The organism is Leisingera sp. (genome assembly GCF_982940295.1).
On record NZ_CEYXRG010000017.1, the window covers coordinates 23,844 to 42,498 of the forward strand.

Here is an 18,655-nt window from a genome sequence, read left to right on the forward strand (position 1 = left end):
AGTTACAATATAACATAATGGGATTCGGGCATGACGGATGACAGGCTGCCGGTCACGGTGCTTTCAGGGTTTCTTGGAGCCGGGAAAACCACGCTGTTGAACCACGTTCTGAACAACCGCGCGGGACGCCGGGTCGCAGTGATCGTCAATGACATGAGCGAGGTGAACATCGACGCGGACCTGGTACGCGGCGGGGCGGAGCTGTCGCGCCAGGACGAAAAGCTGGTGGAAATGACCAACGGCTGCATCTGCTGCACGCTGCGCGACGACCTGCTGCAAGAGGTGCGCCGCCTCGCGGACGAAGGGCGCTTTGATTACCTCCTGATCGAAAGCACCGGCATTGCCGAGCCGCTGCCCGTGGCCGCGACCTTCGATTTCCGCGATGCGGAGGGCCGGAGCCTCTCGGACGTGGCCCGCCTCGACACCATGGTGACCGTGGTCGATGCGGTGAACCTGCTGCGCGATTTCGCAAGCCACGACTTCCTCAGCGACCGCGGCGAAAGCCTGGGGGAGGAGGACGACCGCACCCTGGTCAATCTGCTGACCGATCAGATCGAATTTTCCAACGTCATCATTCTGAACAAGGTGACCGAGGCCGGCCCGGCCCAGACCGAAGCAGCGATGCTTGTGATCAAGGCGCTGAACCCGGATGCCGAGGTGATCCAGACCGACTTTTCCGAAGTTGACGGAGACCGCATCTTCGACACCGGCCGCTTCGATTTTGACAAGGCTCATGAACATCCGCTCTGGGCCAAGGAGCTATATGGATTTGAACACCACGTGCCCGAGACCGAGGAATACGGCATCTCCTCCTTCGTCTATCGGGCCAAACGCCCCTTTGACCCTGCCAAAATCCACGCGCTGCTGAATGGCGACCTGCCCGGCGTGATCCGTGCCAAGGGGCATTTCTGGCTGGCGACCCGCCCGGACTGGGCCGCGGAGTTCTCTCTGGCCGGTGCCATCTCCTCGGTCCGCCCTTTGGGCCTGTGGTGGGCCGCGGTGCCGTCCGAGCGCTGGCCCAGCCAGCCCGAAGCCCGGCGTGAATTCCTGCAGAACTGGGATGAAACCTGGGGCGACCGCCGCCAGGAGCTGGTGTTCATCGGCGCAGGGCTGGACAAGGCCGCGATCACGGCCCGCCTGGATGCTTGCCTGGTGCCGGAAGGCGCGGACGGTCTCGATCCGGCCTGGGCTGCGCTGGACGATCCCTTCCCAAACTGGCGCCGCAATGGCTGACCGCAGGCCGCGCCGCAACCTCAACTCGCGCCTGAAACGGCGGCGCAGGGCAGGGGACCCGATGCTGGCCTTCGACGCGCTGCCACCGCCCCTGCGGCAGTGGCTGGCCTCCGCTTGCCTGCCCTGGAGCCCGGCGTCTGCGCTCAGGCTCTGGACCAAGGCAGGCGGCAGCCGCGATCCTGCTGCGGCAGCCGCCCGGTTGGACGCCGCTGAACAAGCAATGCTGAAGCGGGACGCCCGCATCTGGGCGTTCCGGGGCTAGCCGCTCCGGCCCTCTGCATCAGGCAGTCTTTTTCTCCGCCTCCGCCGCGGCATCATAGTCTGCCCGCGCCGCATCAATCGCGGGCAGATGCTCCAGCGCCCACAGCCCCATGGCCCAGACCGGTTCGCGGAACGACTCGCCCAGCGGCGTCAGCGCATATTCCACCTTGGGCGGGATCGTCGGATAATAGGTGCGCTTCACCAGCCCGTCCCGCTCCAGCTCTCGCAGCGTCAGGCTCAGCATCCGCTGGGAAATCCCCAGATGCCGCTTCAGCTCATTGAACCGCAGCACACCGTATTGCGCCAGCGAGATCACGATCAGCACGCTCCAGCGGTCGCCGACCCGCGACAGCACCTCGTTGATACGGCCGCATTCCGGGCATTGCCCTTCTGCCATGGTGGTTCCCTCCGTGTAACCGGGGCTCAGAAATGTGCCTTCTTGTGCCCCATCCGGTACCGCTTATATAGCCAGTCACAAATCTATACCACCCCTGGCAACCGGCCGTGAAAGGACCAATGAGATGAGCAAGAGCACCCTGATCGAGAAGCTGAACTGGCGTTATGCCACCAAGAAGATGGACCCCGCCAAAGCGGTCCCGCAGGAGAAGGTGGAGCAGATCCTTGAGGCGATCCGCATGGCGCCGACCTCCTCGGGCACCCAGCCGTTTGAGGTCTTCGTCATCACCAATCCGGAAATCCGCGCGCAGATCCAACCGCACGCCTGGGATCAGGCCCAGATCACCGATGGCTCGCACCTGCTGGTCTTTGCCGCCTGGGACAACTACTCCGAAGACCGTATCGACTCGGTGACCCGCCAGATGACCGAAGAGCGCGGCGAGATCCCGATGCTGAACCAGTATTACGAGAACCTCAAGGCGACCTATTTGCCGCGCGAGGAACGCACCAACCACGACCACGCCGCCCGTCAGGCCTATATCGCGCTGGGCTTTGCGCTGGCCGCCGCCGCCGAGCTGGAAGTGGACAGCACCCCGATGGAAGGTTTCGACCCCGCGAAGGTCGATGAAATCCTGGGCCTGCGGGACAAGGGCCTGCGCTCGGTGGTGCTGCTGCCGCTGGGCTACCGCCAGGAGGAAGGCGACTGGCTGCTGCCGATGAAAAAGGTCCGCAAGTCGCGCGACACCATCGTGACCGAAATCGCCTGAGAGGGCTGATCCCCGGCGGCAGGCGGTTTTTGCCGCGCCTGCCGCCGGTTTCTCCGCAGGTAAAATTTGTCTGGGGAGACTATTCATGCATTTCATCTGCATTATACTGGCCGGCAGGCACTCTTTTCGGCCTCGGCGCAGGTCCGTCGGGTCTGGTGCTGTCAGTTAAGACTTTGCGAGGGGTGCCAGTATCCATGTTTACCGCTGATTTTTCTGCGAGTGACCTGGATCCCGCTTTGAAACCCGTTCTTCAGCTTTGGCAGAACGCCTCGGAGGCGGGCGCTTTCCCGCGGCTCGCCGAACTGAGCCTGCCGTATATCAGCACGGCGACCAATATCCTGGCGGTCTTCGAAATCGAGCGGACCGGGACCGGGGAGCCGTCTGATTTCAAGGCGCTCTATGTGCGGAGCAAGATCATCAACACGCTTAGCACCAAGGTCGCCGGCACCCGCCTGTCTGAACGTCCGGGCTTCGGGCCCGGGTCCATGATCTGGACCTGCTTTGCCGAAGCGGCCGCCAATCCCCGGCCGCTGCTGGTCTCGCTGCCCTATGTCGGCCCGCTGCCGGAATACCGCAGCTCCACCGAGATCCTGCTCCCCCTGCGGGGAGAGGGCTCGACGGTTGACTATTTGATGACGGGCGTAGTTCTGCTGGAGCAGGAATACCAGCGCCGGGATCAGGCCTGAAGCGGCCCCGGCAGGCGAAAGGCGGGGCAGGGGGGCTGCCAAAAGCCGTCTCCGCCTTGCCCAGCAGGGCTTTTCCCTTGCGCAACCCCGGGAATCCGCCTATACGCGCGCTGTCAATACAAGGGCGGTCAACGTCCGGGTGGCATATCTGAGCAGGGCTGGGGAATACCTCGGCCCTTTGTGTTTGTTTGATCAGATGTGTTCCGGGCCACGTTCTGTAGGGCTAACCAAGACCGGCGGAGACAACCGCCCGGCCAGAAAACCGTTAGTAAAGGAAACCTGAGACCTCATGGCTCAAAACGCATCGATGGAGGAATTCGAAGCCCTCCTGAACGAAAGCTTCGAAATGGACACCCCGGACGAAGGTTCGGTTGTCAAAGGCAAAGTGCTGGCAATCGAAGCCGGCCAGGCCATCATCGACGTCGGCTACAAGATGGAAGGCCGCGTTGATCTGAAAGAATTCGCAAACCCCGGCGAAGCCGCTGAAATCGCAGTCGGCGACGAAGTGGAAGTCTTCCTGCGCTCGGCAGAAAACGCCCGTGGCGAAGCCGTCATCTCCCGCGAGATGGCCCGCCGTGAAGAAGCCTGGGACCGCCTGGAAAAAGCATACGCAGACGATCAGCGCGTCGAAGGCGCGATCTTCGGCCGCGTCAAGGGCGGATTCACCGTCGACCTGGGCGGCGCTGTTGCGTTCCTGCCCGGCTCGCAGGTTGACGTGCGCCCCGTGCGCGACGCTGGCCCGCTGATGGGTCTGAAGCAGCCGTTCCAGATCCTGAAGATGGACCGCCGCCGCGGCAACATCGTTGTCTCCCGCCGCGCGATCCTCGAAGAGTCCCGCGCCGAGCAGCGCGCCGAAGTCATCGGCAACCTGTCCGAAGGCCAGGCAGTGGACGGTGTCGTTAAGAACATCACCGAATACGGTGCGTTTGTTGACCTGGGCGGCGTTGACGGCCTGCTGCACGTCACCGACATGGCATGGCGCCGTGTGAACCACCCCTCCGAGATCCTGTCGATCGGCGAAACCGTCAAGGTTCAGGTCATCAAGATCAACAAAGAGACCCACCGCATCTCCCTGGGCATGAAGCAGCTGCAGGAAGATCCGTGGGATCTGGTTGGCGCCAAGTACCCGCTGAACTCCGTTCACAAGGGCCGCGTCACCAACATCACCGATTACGGTGCATTTGTTGAGCTGGAGCCGGGCGTCGAAGGTCTGGTCCACGTCTCCGAGATGTCCTGGACCAAGAAAAACGTCCACCCGGGCAAAATCGTCTCCACTTCCCAGGAAGTCGACGTCATGGTTCTGGAAATCGACGGTGCCAAGCGCCGCGTGTCCCTGGGCCTCAAGCAGACCATGCGCAACCCGTGGGAAGTCTTTGCCGAGACTCACCCGGAAGGCACCCAGGTCGAAGGCGAAGTCAAGAACATCACCGAATTCGGTCTGTTCATTGGCCTCGACGGCGACATCGACGGCATGGTTCACCTGTCCGACCTGTCCTGGGACGAGCGCGGTGAAGACGCGATCCAGAACTACCGCAAAGGCGACGTGGTTCAGGCCGTTGTCTCCGAAGTGGACGTCGACAAAGAGCGTATCTCGCTGTCGATCAAAGCCCTGGGCGGCGACAAGTTCGCCGAAGCCGTGGGCGGCGTGAAGCGCGGCTCCGTGATCACCGTCGAAGTGACCGCCATCGAAGACGGCGGCATCGAAGTGGAATACGAAGGCATGAAGTCCTTCATCCGCCGCTCCGACCTGGCCCGCGACCGTGCCGACCAGCGCCCCGAGCGTTTCTCGGTTGGCGACAAGGTCGATGTGCGCGTCACCAACGTCGACTCCAAGACCCGCCGCCTGGGCCTGTCCATCAAGGCGCGCGAGATCGCGGAAGAGAAAGAAGCAGTGGAACAGTATGGCTCCTCGGACTCCGGCGCATCGCTGGGCGACATCCTGGGCGCCGCACTGAAGTCGGGCGACTAATCTCCCCGGCCTCACGGCAGACAACACAAAGCCCCGCAGGCAACTGCGGGGCTTTTTCTTTTGCGGTATTTGACCTGCAGTCCCTGCTTCGCCTTCACCATTTGTTAGAGACGCCTGATGGATAGTCAAAACAATCGCATTTTCTTCAAATCAGGAAGACTAAAAGTTGACTAAAGGACACTCGGCTAATCCGGCGCACGCAAACTCTCATCATGGCGCCGAAGTGGCAGAAAAACTCGTCTGGCGCGCGAAATCCGAACCTCTGAACGACGGCGGTCTGCGGACCTCTCAGATCCTCGCGGAAGCTTTGGCAGCAGATCCGCACCACCACGAAGCCCAGGTTCTGCAGGAGCGGCTGCATCAGACGTTTGTCCCCCGCTGGCATTTTCCGATGCTGGCGGACACCGCCCGCAACCAAGCCTATGCTAAGGCCATCGCGGCCAAGGTAAGGCCGGGGGACGTGGTTCTGGACATCGGCTGCGGAGCTGGTCTGACCGCGATGCTGGCGGCCCGCGCCGGTGCGAAACATGTCTACACCTGCGAACAGCAGCCGCTGATTGCGCAGGCCGCGACCCAAGTCATCGCGGACAACGGTCTGAGCGACCGGATCACCGTGATCCCGAAATGGTCGCACGAGGTTGCCGTGGGCGAGGACATGCCGGAACCGGCCGATGTCGTGATCTCGGAAATCGTCGATACCGTTCTGCTTGGCGAGGGCGCGCTCGCGACACTGACCCATGCCATGTCCGAACTGGCCAAGCCGGGCGCGCGCGCAATTCCGGAACGGGGGACGCTGCTGGCGCAGCCCGTCGAAAGCGGCGGCCTGCTGGACCTGTGGCGCCCGCAAAAGGCGGAAGGCTTCGACCTGAGCGCCTTTCACCGTTTTGCGCGGGTCGCGCAATTGACCCCTAACGATTTTGCGGCCTGCGGGCTGCGCGCCCTGGGGCCGGCGGCAGACCTGTTTCACTTCGATTTCACCAGGCCGACCATCAACCCGGGGCGCATCGCCAGGGATCTGACCTGTACCAGCGACGGCACTATTCACGCGGTTTTTGTCAGTTTCGAGATGCAGCTGGCGCCTGGCATTCTGGTGGCAAACAGATTGGACGCCGGCGGGCACTGGGGACGCACGGCTTACCTGCTGGACCGTCCCGAAACCGCAGCAGCAGGGGACCGGCTGACAATCACGGCACAGCATGACGCGGCAAACCTGAGCGTCTCCGTGCACGGCACACTCTCCCGCGCCGGTGACGCCAATTCCGCCACCGTGTGGTTGAACCCGGCTTGGAATGTCAGTTCCTCTCAGCGGGATGTCAGCGGCGATGCCCGCTCAGCAAATCCGGCCTGGACCCCGGCGAACGCCAAGGCGGCCGGAAACCAAGTCCATCCCTGTCACTAAGGCTGCCGTCCGGCAGGCTGCGGGACCCGAATCAACTGGAGCTGCTGCGGCATCCGGACCACGGATGCCGCGGCGCAGCGCCGCGCGGCGGCGCCTGATCCGGCCCCGGCAGCCTGCAAAGCGGGTGAACTCTTGCCGGATTTCCCGCCCTGCATGCGGCATTTTGTTCCCCCACGCGGGAATTTTTCCTATACTCTCAGAATAATAGCCAAAACATTATGGCAGCCTGGGAGGAAGACAGATCATGATCCGCTCTGAGTTGATTCAGAAGATTGCAGACGAAAACCCGCACCTGTATCAGCGGGATGTGGAGAGGATCGTGAACACGGTGTTTGAGGAAGTGACCAACGCGATGGCCCGGGGCGACCGGGTCGAACTGCGCGGCTTTGGCGCTTTTTCGGTCAAGAAGCGGGACTCGCGGGTCGGCCGCAATCCCCGCACCGGTGAAACCGTCCATGTCGAGGAAAAACATGTGCCGTTCTTCAAGACGGGTAAGCTCTTGAGGGACCGCCTGAACGGGAAAGCCTGATGCGTTACATTCGCTACGCGGTTCTGGGGGCGCTGGCCATCGTGCTGGTGTCCGTGAGCCTTGCAAACCGCAGTTTTGTTGAGCTCAAACTGATGCCCGAGGCGCTGGGTGAGCTGTTCGGTTTTAATCCGGGCATCTCGCTGCCGCTGTTTGCGGTGGTTCTGGGCGGGGTCGGCGCCGGTCTGGTGCTGGGCTTCCTGTGGGAATGGATCCGCGAGCACAAGCACCGCCGCGAAGCGGCCGAAAAGGCCCGCGAGGCGCGCAAGCTTAACCGCGAAGTGAAGCGGCTGAAAAAGCAGAAACACGAAGGCAAGGACGAAGTCCTGGCGCTTCTCGAAGACGCAAGCTGAGCCGGTCATGACGGACATCCGGGTCAAGATCTGCGGGCTCAGCACCCCGCAGGATGTGGCCGCCGTTGCAGCGGCAGGCGCAGCCTACGCGGGGTTCGTCTTCTTCCCGAAGTCGCCCCGCAACGTCAGCATCGAACAGGCCGCCGCGCTGGCCGTCGAAGCGCCCGTCGGCCTCTGCAAGGTGGCCCTTACCGTGAATGCCACCGACGCGGAGCTGGATGCTATCACCAGCGCCGTACCGCTCGACATGCTCCAGCTGCACGGCAAGGAAAGCCCGCAACGCGTGGCCGAGGTGCGCAGCCGCTACGGCTTGCCGGTGATGAAAGCTGTCGGTATCGCCGATGCCGCGGATCTGCCGCAGATTGCTGAGTATGAGCAGGTGGCGGACCAGCTGCTGATCGACGCCAAACCGCCCAAGGAGGCGGAACTGCCCGGCGGCAACGGCCTCGCCTTTGACTGGCGCCTGCTGGCGGGGCGCAAATACTGGCAGAAACCCTGGATGCTGGCCGGCGGCCTGACTCCGGACAACGTGGCCGAGGCGATCCGCATGACCGGCGCTCGGCAGGTGGATGTCTCCTCCGGCGTTGAAGGCGCGCCGGGCCAAAAGGACGCCGCGCTGATCGAAAGCTTCACCCGGGCCGCACACGCCGCCCGCGGCTGACTTCCTCGCGCCGCCGCCCCGCTGTTCCGCGGGGCAGTCGGCGGATTTTGAGTATTTGGAGAAAGATGAAGGGGTATTGGCCAATGGCTTCATCTTTCCAAAAAATACTCATTGCGCAACAGCGGCCCTCAACCGCTCGGCTTGAGTGTTGCGGCTCCGACGAACGCTGCTCTCATCCTGTATTAAGCCGGGTCTGCCATAGTGGCCCCTGATCGCGGTCACCGCCGGGCCTGACACCCCTGGCACCTTGGAACAGGGCCCCTTGGCAGGGGACGTGCAGAGACAACGTTTAGCACGCGGGCGGATACGCCCGCCCGCCTCCGCCTTCGTGGCGGCGCCGCCATCCTTCTCCGCCTGACCTTTAGGGCCGGCAGCATGACAGAATGAGCAAACGAACCGGCAGGGCGGCAGCCCCAGCCGGGCAGACCTGCTTGAGCAGAGTCCTCTTTACCAAGGCGCTGCCGCGCTATAGTCATGGCGGGCGCTGCGAAAGTGAGGGAACACCTATGGCCGACGATCTTTTCAACAGCTTCATGAACGGTCCGGATGAAAATGGCCGTTTCGGTATCTTTGGCGGGCGTTTCGTGTCCGAAACCCTGATGCCGCTGATCCTGAGCCTGGAAGAAGAATACAACAAAGCCAAGGACGACCCCTCCTTCTGGGCCGAGATGGACAGCCTGTGGAAGCACTATGTCGGCCGCCCCAGCCCGCTCTATTTTGCGGAGCGTCTGACCGAAGAGCTGGGCGGTGCCAAGGTCTACATGAAGCGTGACGAGCTGAACCACACCGGCGCGCATAAGGTAAACAACGTGCTGGGCCAGATCCTGCTGGCGCGGCGCATGGGCAAGACCCGGATCATCGCTGAGACCGGCGCGGGCCAGCACGGCGTGGCCACCGCCACCGTCTGCGCCAAGTTCGGCCTGAAATGCGTGGTCTACATGGGCGCGCATGACGTCAAACGCCAGGCGCCCAACGTGTTCCGGATGCGCCTGCTGGGCGCCGAAGTGATCCCGGTCACTTCCGGCCGCGGCACCCTCAAGGACGCGATGAATGACGCGCTGCGCGACTGGGTGACCAACGTGCGCGACACCTTCTACTGCATCGGCACCGTCGCGGGCCCGCACCCCTACCCGGCGATGGTGCGCGACTTCCAGTCGGTGATCGGCAAGGAAGTCCGCTGGCAGCTGGAGGAGCAGGAAGGCGAAGGCCGCCTGCCGGACACCGTTATTGCCGCGATCGGCGGCGGCTCCAACGCGATGGGGCTGTTCTACCCGTTCCTGGATGATCCTTCGGTGAAGATCATCGGCGTCGAGGCCGGCGGCAAGGGCGTGGACGACCGGATGGAGCACTGCGCGTCGCTGACCGGCGGCCGCCCAGGCGTGCTGCATGGCAACCGCACCTATCTGCTGCAGGACGATGACGGCCAGATCCAGGAGGGCTTTTCGATCTCCGCCGGTCTCGATTACCCGGGCATCGGCCCCGAGCATTCGTGGCTGCATGACACAGGCCGCGCCGAATATGTCTCGATCACCGACAAGGAAGCGCTGGAGGCCTTCCAGGTCAGCTGCCGCACCGAGGGTATCATCCCGGCGCTGGAGCCCTCCCACGCGCTGGCCCATGTGATGAAGATCGCCCCCGATCTGCCCAAGGACCATATCATCGTGATGAACATGTGCGGCCGCGGCGACAAGGACGTGTTCACCGTCGCCAAGCACTTGGGCTTTGACATGTCCGACACCGAGGAAGGCCGCACCTTCGAGGAGTGAGCCATCCGGCCAAGGCAAAAAGATCAGGCGCCCTGCGGGGCGCCTTTTTCTTTGCGGAACATGAACTTCTGCGCTCAGGCCGGGTCGGCGGCGTAGCTTTGCAGGATGCTCAGCGGTACGATTTCCAGCGCCCGCATGTGGGTCGCTTCCAGGTGCACTCTGGGGGCGCAGCCCTCATCCGCGGCCTGCAGGAAGCGTGCCGCGCACAGGCACCAGCGGTCGCCGGGCTGGAGGCCCGCAAAGCCGAACTCGGGCCGCGGGGTGGACAGGTCGTTGCCCACGTATTTGCTGAAGGCCAGGAACTCAGCCGTGGTCACCACGCAGACGGTGTGGCTGCCATGATCCTCGGCACAGGTGTTGCAATGGCCGTCGCGGAAAAAGCCGGTCACCGGCGCAGTGGAACAAGGTGCCAGCGGGCCGCCCAGAACATTGATGGCGTCGTCTTTTTCCATGGGAGGCCTGTCCTCGCAGCAAGTCGGGGCCGCATTCCGGGGCGGCGTTCCGGCATAATAATAGAGCAATTGCGCCGCCCGTCCCGGGATTTCCGGCGCGGGCCGCGGACAGGATGGCCAAACGTGTGCCCAGGTCAATCCCGGCGCCGCAAAAAACTGCGGCCCGCCAAGGGTATGGCGGGCCGCAGTCTCCTGAAAACGGTTCAGGGATCAGGTGTTGAACAGGAAGTGCAGCACATCGCCGTCCTTGACGATGTAGCTCTTGCCTTCGGCCCGCATCTTGCCGGCTTCCTTGGCGCCCTGTTCGCCATTGCAGGCGATAAAGTCGTCATAGGCGATGGTTTCGGCCCGGATGAAACCCTTCTCGAAATCGCCGTGGATGACGCCCGCCGCCTGCGGTGCCGCGGTGCCGGTGCGGATGGTCCAGGCGCGTGCCTCCTTGGGGCCGACGGTGAAGTAGGTCTCCAGGTGCAGCAGGTCGTAGCCCGCGCGGATCAGACGGTCGAGGCCGGCCTCTTCCAGCCCCATTTCCTCCAGGAACATCTGGGCCTCTTCGGGGTCCAGCTGGCTGATCTCTTCTTCGATCTGGGCGGAGATGATCACATGGGCATTGCCCTGCGCCGCGGCCATTTCAGCCACCTTGGCGGAGTGCTCGTTGCCCTCGACCGATTCCGACTCGCCCACGTTGCACACGTACAGGACCGGCTTGGTGGTCAGCAGCTGCAGCATCTTCCAGGCCTTGGCGTCCTCGGCGTCGACCTCGACCAGGCGGGCGGGCTTGCCGTCTTCCAGCATTGCCTGCGCGGCCGCCAGCAGGCGGTCCTGCTGCTGGGCTTCCTTGTCGTTGCCCTTCAGCTTGCGCACCAGGTTGGCGCGGCGCTTCTCGATGCTTTCGAGATCCGCGAGCATCAGCTCGGTCTCGATCACATCGGCGTCGGCCACCGGATCGACGCGGCCGTCCACATGGGTCACGTCGCCGTCTTCAAAGCAGCGCAGCACATGGGCAATTGCGTCGGTTTCACGGATGTTGGCCAGGAACTGGTTGCCCAGGCCCTCGCCCTTGGAGGCGCCCTTCACCAGGCCTGCGATGTCGACAAAGGTCATCCGGGTCGGGATGATCTGTTTCGACTTGGCGATCTCCGCCAGCTTGTCCAGCCGTGCGTCCGGCACCGCAACCTCACCCACGTTGGGTTCGATGGTGCAGAACGGAAAGTTGGCCGCCTGCGCCGAGGCGGTTTTGGTCAGCGCGTTGAACAGCGTCGACTTGCCCACGTTGGGCAGGCCGACGATTCCCATTTTAAAGCCCATTTCGGCCTCCTGATGCCACTTGGGAGCTGCTTCTAGGCAGCATTGGGCGTGCGCGCAAGGCAAGTATGGCTGGCAAAAGCGCCACAATCGCTTTCTGTGCGGCGTTGCACAGGGGGGCCTCATATTGCTTTTTCGTGAGGCGGCTTGGAAAACCTCTGCAAAAAAATATCTTTATGCCAAATAAATAATTCTGCGAGGGGCTTGAAATGAAACAGACAGCTTTGCTGGCGGCAGCATTGTCGGCTGCCATGGCCTTGCCTGCGGCTGCTCAGGAGGTAACGCTGGGGCTGGGGTATTCCGACTATCACCGGGATGCGGCGGAAGACAGCGCAGTGTTCGCAGTGGATTACCTGCACGCACCGTTCTATGAGCGCGGGCGGCTGTCGGCCCGCTTCGGCGCCGGGCTGGAGGTGCAGGAGGCGGGCGATGTGTTTGCCGGTGTCGGCATCAGCGGAGTTATCGGTCTGAACAACGACTGGTTCATCGAGACCAGCGTAATGCCTGGCGCCTATCACGAAAGCTCCGATGCAAACGACTTGGGCTCCGCCTTTGAAATCCGCACCCTTCTGGCGGTGGGCAAGCGGTTCCACAGCGGCAGGGCGGTGTCCCTGGCGTTCAGCCACAAGTCCAACGCCTCAACCGCGGATGAGAACCCGGGCGTGAACACGCTGACGCTGCGCTGGCACATTCCGCTGGGCGGCTGAGCCGGGCCGGTGCGGCGCGGGATTGATTTCCCGCGCAACATTCGGCACACCGGGGCGGAAACCTGAAAGCAAGGCCCGCCCATGACCCGCATTGATGCCAAATTCGCCGAATTGAACGCCGCCGGAAAGAAAGCCTTTGTCACCTATGTGATGGCGGGCGACCCGGACTACGAGACCTCGCTGGAGGTGGTGAAGGGGCTGCCGGGCGCAGGTGTGGACATCATTGAGCTGGGCCTGCCGTTCACTGATCCGATGGCCGACGGGCCGACCATTCAGCTGGCCGGGCAGCGGGCGCTGGACGGCGGCATGACGCTGGAAAAGACGCTGCAGCTGGCCGCCGACTTCCGCAAGGGTGACGACACCACCCCGATCGTGCTGATGGGGTATTACAACCCGATCTATAACCGCGGCGTGGAGACGTTCCTGGAGGACGCCAAGGCTGCGGGCATCGACGGTCTGATCGTGGTGGACCTGCCGCCGGAAGAGGACGAAGAGCTGTGCATTCCGGCGCAGAAGGCGGGGCTGAACTTCATCCGTCTGGCGACCCCGACCACCGATGACAAGCGCCTGCCCAAGGTGCTGCAGAACACCTCCGGTTTTGTTTATTACGTGTCGATCACCGGCATCACCGGCGCCGCTGAGGCCGAGGCAGGCGACGTCGGCCCCGAGGTCGCGCGTATCAAGGCGGCCACCGATCTGCCGGTCATCGTGGGCTTCGGTATCAACACGCCGGAGAAGGCACAGAACATCGCCTCGGTCGCTGATGGCGCGGTGGTCGGCAGCGCCATCGTCAGCCAGATCGGTTCGGGCAAGTCGCCGGATGAGGTGCTGGCGTTTGTGAAGTCCCTCGCGGACGGCGCCCATAAGGGCTAAGCGTCCGGACCTGGAATGCACGCCGGGCGGAACCATTTTGAATAGACCAAAACGAACTTCAAAAAACCGCGCCTTCGGGTGCGGTTTTTGCGTCTCAAGGGGTGCGGCAAAGGCAGCGTTGCTTTTGTCGGGCTGGATTGGTAAGAAAACTTTACCAAACGAAAGCGGGAGACTGTCCGGTGCCGGTGATCACCAATATCAACGACCTCAAGCGCATCTATGAACGCCGTGTGCCGCGGATGTTCTTTGACTATGCCGAAAGCGGCAGCTGGACCGAGCAGACCTTCCGCGAGAACACTTCCGATTTCGAGAAGATCCGCCTGCGCCAGCGGGTGGCCGTGGACATGACCGGGCGGACCACCGCCAGCCGGATGATCGGTCAGGACGTGGCCATGCCGGTGGCGCTGGCGCCGGTGGGGCTGACGGGGATGCAGCACGCCGACGGCGAAATCAAAGCGGCGAAGGCGGCTGAGGAATTCGGGGTGCCGTTCACGCTGTCCACCATGTCGATCAACTCGATCGAGGAAGTGGCGGAGGCGACCTCCAAACCGTTCTGGTTCCAGCTTTATACGATGAAGGACGAAGACTATATTCGCCGCCTGATCCAGCGCGCCAAGGATGCCAAATGCTCCGCCCTGGTGATCACGCTGGATCTGCAGATCCTGGGCCAGCGCCACAAGGACCTGAAAAACGGCCTGTCCGCGCCGCCGAAGCTGACGCCCAAAACCATTGCCAACCTGATGACCAAATGGGCCTGGGGTATCGAGATGCTGGGCGCCAAGCGGCGCAACTTCGGCAATATCGTCGGCCACGTGCAGGGGGTTTCCGACACCTCGCAGCTGGGCGTCTGGACGGCGGAGCAGTTCGACCCGGCGCTGGACTGGGGCAAGGTCGAAAAGCTGATGGAGATGTGGGGCGGCAAGGTGATCCTCAAGGGGATCCTGGACGCCGAGGATGCACGCATGGCGGCCAAGCTGGGCGCCGATGCCATCGTGGTTTCCAACCACGGCGGGCGGCAGCTGGACGGGGCGCTCAGCTCGATCCGGATGCTGCCGGAGATCATGGATGCGGTGGGCAATGACGTCGAGGTGCATCTGGACAGCGGCATCCGCTCCGGCCAGGACGTGCTGAAGGCGCTGGCGCTGGGCGCCAAGGGCACCATGATCGGGCGGGCCTTTGTCTATGGCCTGGGCGCGATGGGGCAAAAGGGTGTGACGGCAGCGCTGGAGGTGATTCGCAAGGAGCTGGACACCACAATGGCGCTGTGCGGCGAACGCTCCGTCGAGGGGCTGGGGCGCCATAATCTGCTGATCCCCGAGGATTTCGGCGGCCGCTGGCAGGAATAGTGCGCCGGAGGCACCGGGCAGGGGGCTTTGCCCCTTCCCAAACCGCTGCAACCGGTCTATAGGCACGGCTTCACGCGGGGTGACAGCCTTGGAGGCACCCCGGTTAGACATATGGAGAATTAAGATGGCAAAAGAGATTCCTGATCTCGTAGCCCAGGAACGTGCGGGGACAGGCAAGGGCGCCGCTCGCGCTGCGCGCCGCGCAGGCATGGTTCCGGGTGTGGTATACGGTGGCGACGCAGAGCCGCTGGCAGTCCAGATCCCGTTCAACGAGCTGCTGAAAAAGCTGAAAGCCGGCCAGTTCAAGTCCACCCTGTGGAACCTGAAAGTGGAAGGCCAAGAAGACGTGCGCGTGATCTGCCGCGACGTTCAGCGCGACGTGGTCAAGGACCTGCCGACCCACTTCGACCTGATGCGCCTGCGCCGCACCTCGAAGATCAACCTGTTCATCCACGTTGAGTTCATCAACGAGGACAAGGCACCCGGCATCAAGAAGGGCGGCGTTCTGACCGTCGTGCGTCCGGAAGTCGAACTGAAAGTGACCGCCGGCGAGATCCCCGAGAAGATCGTGGTGGACCTGGAAGGCCTGAACATCGGCGACGTGGTCACCATCTCTTCGGTCGACCTGCCCGCAGGTTCCAAGCCGACCATCGACCGCGACTTCGTGATCGCCAACATCGCGGCTCCGGCCGGCCTGGCATCCTCCGATGAGGAAGAAGGCGAAGAAGGCGCAGAAGTCGAAGCGACCGAAGTCGAACAATAAGAACCGCGCCCATCCGGGCAACGGTTTTGCGGGCTCCCATCCGGGGGCCCGTTTTCTTTTGTGCGGCGCGCATTGCGCAAGCGATTGACTTTCCCTGGCGCCGCTGCCCCAGTTCCGCCTGAACAGAGGGGAGCGGGGCATGGGTGATTACGATATTGCCATTGCGGGTGCGGGTGCGGTCGGCATGAGCTGCGCGCTGTGGGCGCAGATGCGCGGGCACCGGGTGCTGCTGGCGGACCCTGAGCCGCCGGGATCGGGGACCAGCTATGGCAATGCCTGCACGCTTGCGACCTATGCCTGCTTGCCGGTGAACAGCCCCTCTGTGCTGACGAGCCTGCCCAGCCTGATGTTCTCCAAGGACAGTCCGCTGTCCCTGTCTTACGCCCATGCGCTGCGCAACCCGCGCTGGATGCTGTCCTTTCTGGCCAACTGCCGCGCCGCGCCCTCGCGCCGGATTGCGGGGCATCTGGCGGATCTGCTGGCCCACGCCGATGCTGGGATCAACCCGCTGATCGAGGCCGCAGGCGCCCAGGACCTGGTGGTGGAGCGCGGCCAGCTGTCGGTCTGGTCCACCGCCAGGGCGGCGGAGGCGGCAACGGCGGACCTGGAGCAGCGCCGCGCGCTGGGGGTGGCCTGGCGCGAGGTCGGTGCGGAGGAAGCGCTGGAGATGGAGCCGGGCTTGCGCCTGCCCGTCAAGCGCGCGGTGCATTTCCACGCCGCCCGGCACTTGCGCGACCCGCTGGAGCTGATCACCCGGATGCACCGGGCCTTCACCGAACTGGGCGGCACCACGCTGCGGGCGCCGGTGGAAGCGATCAGGACCTCGGACACCGGAGTGGAGCTGCGGGCGGACGGTCAAAGCCTGACCGCGGGGCGGGCGGTGATCGCCAGCGGGGCTTTCTCGAAACGCATCAAGGGTGCGGGCACGGACAAGCTGCCGCTGGGGACCGAGCGGGGTTATCACCTGATGTATGCGGGCGAGGCGCACCGGGTGACGCGGCCTGTCGGCTGGGGCGAGGCGGGGTTTTACGCGGTGCCCCACGCCAAAGGCTTGCGGCTGACAGGCACGGTGGAGATTGCCGCGCTGGAAGCGCCCGCGAACCAGCGGCGGCTGGCCTATATTGCCCGCAAGGGGGCGGAGATGCTGGGGGACCTGCCCAAGCCGGACAGCGAATGGCTGGGCTACCGCCCGACGCTGCCGGATTCGCTGCCGGTCATTGGGCCCAGCCCGCACACGGACCGGGTGCTTTATGCCTTTGGCCATCAGCACATCGGGCTGACCCTGGGCGGCATCACCGGGCGGCTGATCGCGGATCTGGCGGAAGGCCGCCAGCCCAACATCGATCTGGCGCCGTTTGCCGCGGACCGGGCCTTTGCCTGAGCCTGCCGGCCTCTGGATTCCCGGGGCCAAATAGGGCATCACTCGGGGCTACGGAAACGCAAGCGGGCAGAGGCCATGAAACTCTTTGTGGGGCTGGGCAATCCCGGCCCGAAATATGAGCGCAACCGCCATAACATCGGCTTCATGGCGCTGGACCAGATCGCGTCGGACCACGGGTTCAGTCCGTGGAAGTCCAAGTTCCAGGCGCTGATCTGCGAAGGCAATCTTGGCGGTGAGAAGGTGTTGCTGCTGAAACCGCAGACCTTCATGAACCTCTCCGGCCAGTCGGTGGGCGAGGCGATGCGGTTTTACAAGCTGACGCCTGCCGATGTGGTGGTGCTGCATGACGAGCTGGACCTGGCGCCGGGAAAGGCGCGGATGAAACAGGGCGGCGGCCATGCGGGCCACAACGGGCTGCGCTCGATCCATTCGCATATCGGCGCGGATTATGCGCGGGTTCGGCTGGGGATCGGCCATCCGGGCCATAAGGACGCGGTCGCGGGCTATGTGCTGCGCGACTTCCCGAAGGCGGATGAGGGCTGGCTGGACGACCTGATGCGCGGGATTTCCGATGGCGCGGCAGAGCTGGCGAAGGGCGATGGCGGCAAGTTCATGAACGCGGTCGCCCTGCGCGTGGCGCCGCCGCGCAGCTCCACCACCAAACCCAAGCCGGAAGCAAAGGCGGAGAAGGCGGCCAAGGCAGAACCGGCGCCGGACACCCGGTCGGCGCTGGAAAAGCTGATGGACAAGTTCAAGTGAGCCGGGAGGCACAAGAGATGGTGAAACTGATTATCGACACCGATCCGGGCATCGACGATGCCATGGCGATCTTTTACGCCGCCGCGGCGCCGGACATTGACCTGCTGGGGCTGACCACGATCTTCGGCAATGTGACCACCGCTACCGCCACCCGCAACGCGCTGCGCCTGCTGGAAGCGGCGGAGCTGGACGTGCCGGTGGCCTCCGGCGCGACCGCGCCGCTGGTGCTGCCGCCGTTCAAACCCTCGTCCCATGTGCATGGGGAGGAGGGCTTTGGCGACATCCCCGCGGCAGAGCCCAAGGGCAAACCGCTGGCGGAGGATGCCGCGGATTTCCTCTGCCGGATGGCGCGCGAGCATGAGGGCGAGCTGGTGGTCTGCCCGATCGGCCCGCTGACCAATATTGCCCTCGCCATGCAGCGCGATCCGGAGTTCATCCGGAACGTGAAGTCTATCGTGGTGATGGGCGGCTCGCTGGAAGAGGGCGGCAACATCACGCCCCACGCCGAGGCCAATATCTATCACGACCCTCACGCTGCGGACGTGGTCTGCCAGGGCGGCGGTAAGGTGGTCTTTGTCGGGCTGGACGTCACCCACCGGATCCTTTGCCTGGCGGAGGATTTCGAGGCGATTGCGGCCAAGTCGCCGGATCTGGGCGGGATGCTTCAGGAGATGTCGTATTTCTATCTCAAGTTCTATCAGGAGGTTGCGGGCAAAAATGGCTGTTCGCTGCATGACCCGGCGGCGGTGATTGCCTGCACCCATCCGGAACTGTTCGGGATGCGTGAGGTGCCGCTTGAGGTCTCCTGCGAGGGCGAAACCTCCGGCGCTACGCTGGCGGCGCCGGACAGCGGGCGGGAGCCGGTCAACGTCTGCATGACTGTGGAAGCGGAAACGGTGAAATCCCAGTTCCTCAACCGTTTGACGCTGCTGCCCTAAGCCTCGTAAAACGATCATAGCCCCGCGCGCTGCCAGGCGGGCGGGTGCGGATCAGCGGACGTGCGGTTTGGAGTCTGTTTGCCGGCTTGCCGGTCCGGGCAGCGCCGTTGCGGC

20 protein-coding genes are annotated in these 18,655 nt (G+C 63.8%); 17 read left to right on the forward strand and 3 right to left on the reverse strand.

The window, feature by feature from the left end; all coding sequences use genetic code 11:
* The first annotated feature begins 30 nt into the window (after positions 1–30).
* Together AC4HIX_RS15280 and AC4HIX_RS15285 are read left to right on the forward strand one after the other, a co-directional pair.
* Complete coding sequence (locus AC4HIX_RS15280; protein ID WP_490399585.1) at positions 31–1,233, forward strand: GTP-binding protein; 1,203 nt, start codon at positions 31–33, stop codon at positions 1,231–1,233.
* Complete coding sequence (locus AC4HIX_RS15285; RefSeq protein WP_490399586.1) at positions 1,226–1,495, forward strand: DUF6525 family protein; 270 nt, start codon at positions 1,226–1,228, stop codon at positions 1,493–1,495. The genes AC4HIX_RS15280 and AC4HIX_RS15285 overlap by 8 nt, the downstream gene beginning before the upstream one ends.
* 18 nt (positions 1,496–1,513) lie before the next feature.
* On the opposite strand, the gene AC4HIX_RS15290 is transcribed toward AC4HIX_RS15285, so the two are convergent.
* Positions 1,514–1,891, reverse strand: a complete 378-nt coding sequence (locus AC4HIX_RS15290; RefSeq protein ID WP_490399587.1) for a winged helix-turn-helix transcriptional regulator — start codon at positions 1,889–1,891, stop codon at positions 1,514–1,516.
* Positions 1,892–2,015: 124 nt separating this feature from the next.
* On the opposite strand from AC4HIX_RS15290, the gene AC4HIX_RS15295 reads away from it, so the two are divergent.
* From AC4HIX_RS15295 to trpB, 8 genes are all read left to right on the forward strand, one after another.
* The gene (locus AC4HIX_RS15295; RefSeq protein ID WP_490399588.1) at positions 2,016–2,657 is read left to right on the forward strand and encodes an NAD(P)H-dependent oxidoreductase; all 642 of its coding nucleotides are present in this window, start codon (positions 2,016–2,018) and stop codon (positions 2,655–2,657) included.
* Positions 2,658–2,893: 236 nt separating this feature from the next.
* Positions 2,894–3,343 (forward strand): hypothetical protein, encoded by a 450-nt coding sequence (locus AC4HIX_RS15300; protein ID WP_490399589.1) that lies wholly within the window; start codon positions 2,894–2,896, stop codon positions 3,341–3,343.
* Between the two features lie 289 nt (positions 3,344–3,632).
* Positions 3,633–5,312 (forward strand): 30S ribosomal protein S1, encoded by a 1,680-nt coding sequence (rpsA, locus tag AC4HIX_RS15305; protein ID WP_490399590.1) that lies wholly within the window; start codon positions 3,633–3,635, stop codon positions 5,310–5,312.
* A gap of 166 nt (positions 5,313–5,478) precedes the next feature.
* Positions 5,479–6,711, forward strand: a complete 1,233-nt coding sequence (locus tag AC4HIX_RS15310; protein WP_490399591.1) for a class I SAM-dependent methyltransferase — start codon at positions 5,479–5,481, stop codon at positions 6,709–6,711.
* Positions 6,712–6,955: 244 nt separating this feature from the next.
* The gene (gene ihfB, locus AC4HIX_RS15315; RefSeq protein ID WP_008557618.1) at positions 6,956–7,240 is read left to right on the forward strand and encodes an integration host factor subunit beta; all 285 of its coding nucleotides are present in this window, start codon (positions 6,956–6,958) and stop codon (positions 7,238–7,240) included.
* Positions 7,240–7,590 carry a lipopolysaccharide assembly protein LapA domain-containing protein gene (locus AC4HIX_RS15320; RefSeq protein WP_490399592.1) on the forward strand — a complete coding sequence of 117 codons (351 nt, stop codon included), beginning with the start codon at positions 7,240–7,242 and terminating at the stop codon, positions 7,588–7,590. Before ihfB ends, AC4HIX_RS15320 begins: the two co-directional genes overlap by 1 nt.
* Before the next feature lie 7 nt (positions 7,591–7,597).
* The gene (locus tag AC4HIX_RS15325; protein WP_490399593.1) at positions 7,598–8,251 is read left to right on the forward strand and encodes a phosphoribosylanthranilate isomerase; all 654 of its coding nucleotides are present in this window, start codon (positions 7,598–7,600) and stop codon (positions 8,249–8,251) included.
* Positions 8,252–8,757: 506 nt separating this feature from the next.
* Positions 8,758–10,017 carry a tryptophan synthase subunit beta gene (gene trpB, locus AC4HIX_RS15330; protein WP_490399594.1) on the forward strand — a complete coding sequence of 420 codons (1,260 nt, stop codon included), beginning with the start codon at positions 8,758–8,760 and terminating at the stop codon, positions 10,015–10,017.
* Positions 10,018–10,091: 74 nt separating this feature from the next.
* Here trpB and AC4HIX_RS15335 read toward each other — a convergent pair whose 3' ends face one another.
* On the reverse strand, positions 10,092–10,469 hold the full coding sequence (locus AC4HIX_RS15335) for a DUF2237 family protein (protein WP_475047608.1): 378 nt from the start codon (positions 10,467–10,469) through the stop codon (positions 10,092–10,094).
* Positions 10,470–10,679: 210 nt separating this feature from the next.
* Positions 10,680–11,777 (reverse strand): redox-regulated ATPase YchF, encoded by a 1,098-nt coding sequence (ychF, locus tag AC4HIX_RS15340; protein WP_490399595.1) that lies wholly within the window; start codon positions 11,775–11,777, stop codon positions 10,680–10,682.
* A 206-nt stretch (positions 11,778–11,983) separates the two neighbouring features.
* Here ychF and AC4HIX_RS15345 point away from each other — a divergent pair, with 206 nt between their 5' ends.
* The 7 genes from AC4HIX_RS15345 (at position 11,984) to AC4HIX_RS15375 (ending at position 18,541) form a co-directional block, all read left to right on the forward strand.
* A complete protein-coding gene (locus tag AC4HIX_RS15345; protein ID WP_490399596.1) occupies positions 11,984–12,481 on the forward strand; it encodes an acyloxyacyl hydrolase in 498 nt (165 codons plus the stop codon).
* 81 nt (positions 12,482–12,562) lie between these two features.
* A complete protein-coding gene (trpA, locus tag AC4HIX_RS15350) occupies positions 12,563–13,354 on the forward strand; it encodes a tryptophan synthase subunit alpha (protein ID WP_490399597.1) in 792 nt (263 codons plus the stop codon).
* A gap of 179 nt (positions 13,355–13,533) precedes the next feature.
* Positions 13,534–14,700: an alpha-hydroxy acid oxidase gene (locus tag AC4HIX_RS15355; protein WP_490399598.1), complete on the forward strand. Its 1,167-nt coding sequence runs from the start codon at positions 13,534–13,536 to the stop codon at positions 14,698–14,700.
* A 124-nt stretch (positions 14,701–14,824) separates the two neighbouring features.
* On the forward strand, positions 14,825–15,463 hold the full coding sequence (locus AC4HIX_RS15360; protein WP_490399599.1) for a 50S ribosomal protein L25/general stress protein Ctc: 639 nt from the start codon (positions 14,825–14,827) through the stop codon (positions 15,461–15,463).
* Between the two features lie 139 nt (positions 15,464–15,602).
* Positions 15,603–16,844, forward strand: a complete 1,242-nt coding sequence (locus AC4HIX_RS15365) for an NAD(P)/FAD-dependent oxidoreductase (RefSeq protein ID WP_490399600.1) — start codon at positions 15,603–15,605, stop codon at positions 16,842–16,844.
* 75 nt (positions 16,845–16,919) lie between these two features.
* Positions 16,920–17,603, forward strand: coding sequence for an aminoacyl-tRNA hydrolase (gene pth / locus AC4HIX_RS15370; RefSeq protein ID WP_490399601.1), 684 nt, complete (start codon positions 16,920–16,922; stop codon positions 17,601–17,603).
* Between the two features lie 17 nt (positions 17,604–17,620).
* Positions 17,621–18,541 (forward strand): nucleoside hydrolase, encoded by a 921-nt coding sequence (locus tag AC4HIX_RS15375; protein WP_490399602.1) that lies wholly within the window; start codon positions 17,621–17,623, stop codon positions 18,539–18,541.
* Positions 18,542–18,655 lie beyond the last annotated feature (114 nt).

Excerpts from the sequence above, each read along its gene's own strand:
- AC4HIX_RS15280 (WP_490399585.1), top strand. The coding sequence starts at position 31 with ATGACGGATGACAGGCTGCCGGTCACGGTGCTTTCAGGGTTTCTTGGA.
- AC4HIX_RS15285 (WP_490399586.1), top strand. The coding sequence starts at position 1,226 with ATGGCTGACCGCAGGCCGCGCCGCAACCTCAACTCGCGCCTGAAACGG.
- AC4HIX_RS15290 (WP_490399587.1), bottom strand. The coding sequence starts at position 1,891 with ATGGCAGAAGGGCAATGCCCGGAATGCGGCCGTATCAACGAGGTGCTG.
- AC4HIX_RS15295 (WP_490399588.1), top strand. The coding sequence starts at position 2,016 with ATGAGCAAGAGCACCCTGATCGAGAAGCTGAACTGGCGTTATGCCACC.
- rpsA (WP_490399590.1), top strand. The coding sequence starts at position 3,633 with ATGGCTCAAAACGCATCGATGGAGGAATTCGAAGCCCTCCTGAACGAA.
- ihfB (WP_008557618.1), top strand. The coding sequence starts at position 6,956 with ATGATCCGCTCTGAGTTGATTCAGAAGATTGCAGACGAAAACCCGCAC.
- AC4HIX_RS15320 (WP_490399592.1), top strand. The coding sequence starts at position 7,240 with ATGCGTTACATTCGCTACGCGGTTCTGGGGGCGCTGGCCATCGTGCTG.
- AC4HIX_RS15325 (WP_490399593.1), top strand. The coding sequence starts at position 7,598 with ATGACGGACATCCGGGTCAAGATCTGCGGGCTCAGCACCCCGCAGGAT.
- trpB (WP_490399594.1), top strand. The coding sequence starts at position 8,758 with ATGGCCGACGATCTTTTCAACAGCTTCATGAACGGTCCGGATGAAAAT.
- AC4HIX_RS15335 (WP_475047608.1), bottom strand. The coding sequence starts at position 10,469 with ATGGAAAAAGACGACGCCATCAATGTTCTGGGCGGCCCGCTGGCACCT.
- ychF (WP_490399595.1), bottom strand. The coding sequence starts at position 11,777 with ATGGGCTTTAAAATGGGAATCGTCGGCCTGCCCAACGTGGGCAAGTCG.
- AC4HIX_RS15345 (WP_490399596.1), top strand. The coding sequence starts at position 11,984 with ATGAAACAGACAGCTTTGCTGGCGGCAGCATTGTCGGCTGCCATGGCC.
- trpA (WP_490399597.1), top strand. The coding sequence starts at position 12,563 with ATGACCCGCATTGATGCCAAATTCGCCGAATTGAACGCCGCCGGAAAG.
- AC4HIX_RS15360 (WP_490399599.1), top strand. The coding sequence starts at position 14,825 with ATGGCAAAAGAGATTCCTGATCTCGTAGCCCAGGAACGTGCGGGGACA.
- AC4HIX_RS15365 (WP_490399600.1), top strand. The coding sequence starts at position 15,603 with ATGGGTGATTACGATATTGCCATTGCGGGTGCGGGTGCGGTCGGCATG.
- pth (WP_490399601.1), top strand. The coding sequence starts at position 16,920 with ATGAAACTCTTTGTGGGGCTGGGCAATCCCGGCCCGAAATATGAGCGC.
- AC4HIX_RS15375 (WP_490399602.1), top strand. The coding sequence starts at position 17,621 with ATGGTGAAACTGATTATCGACACCGATCCGGGCATCGACGATGCCATG.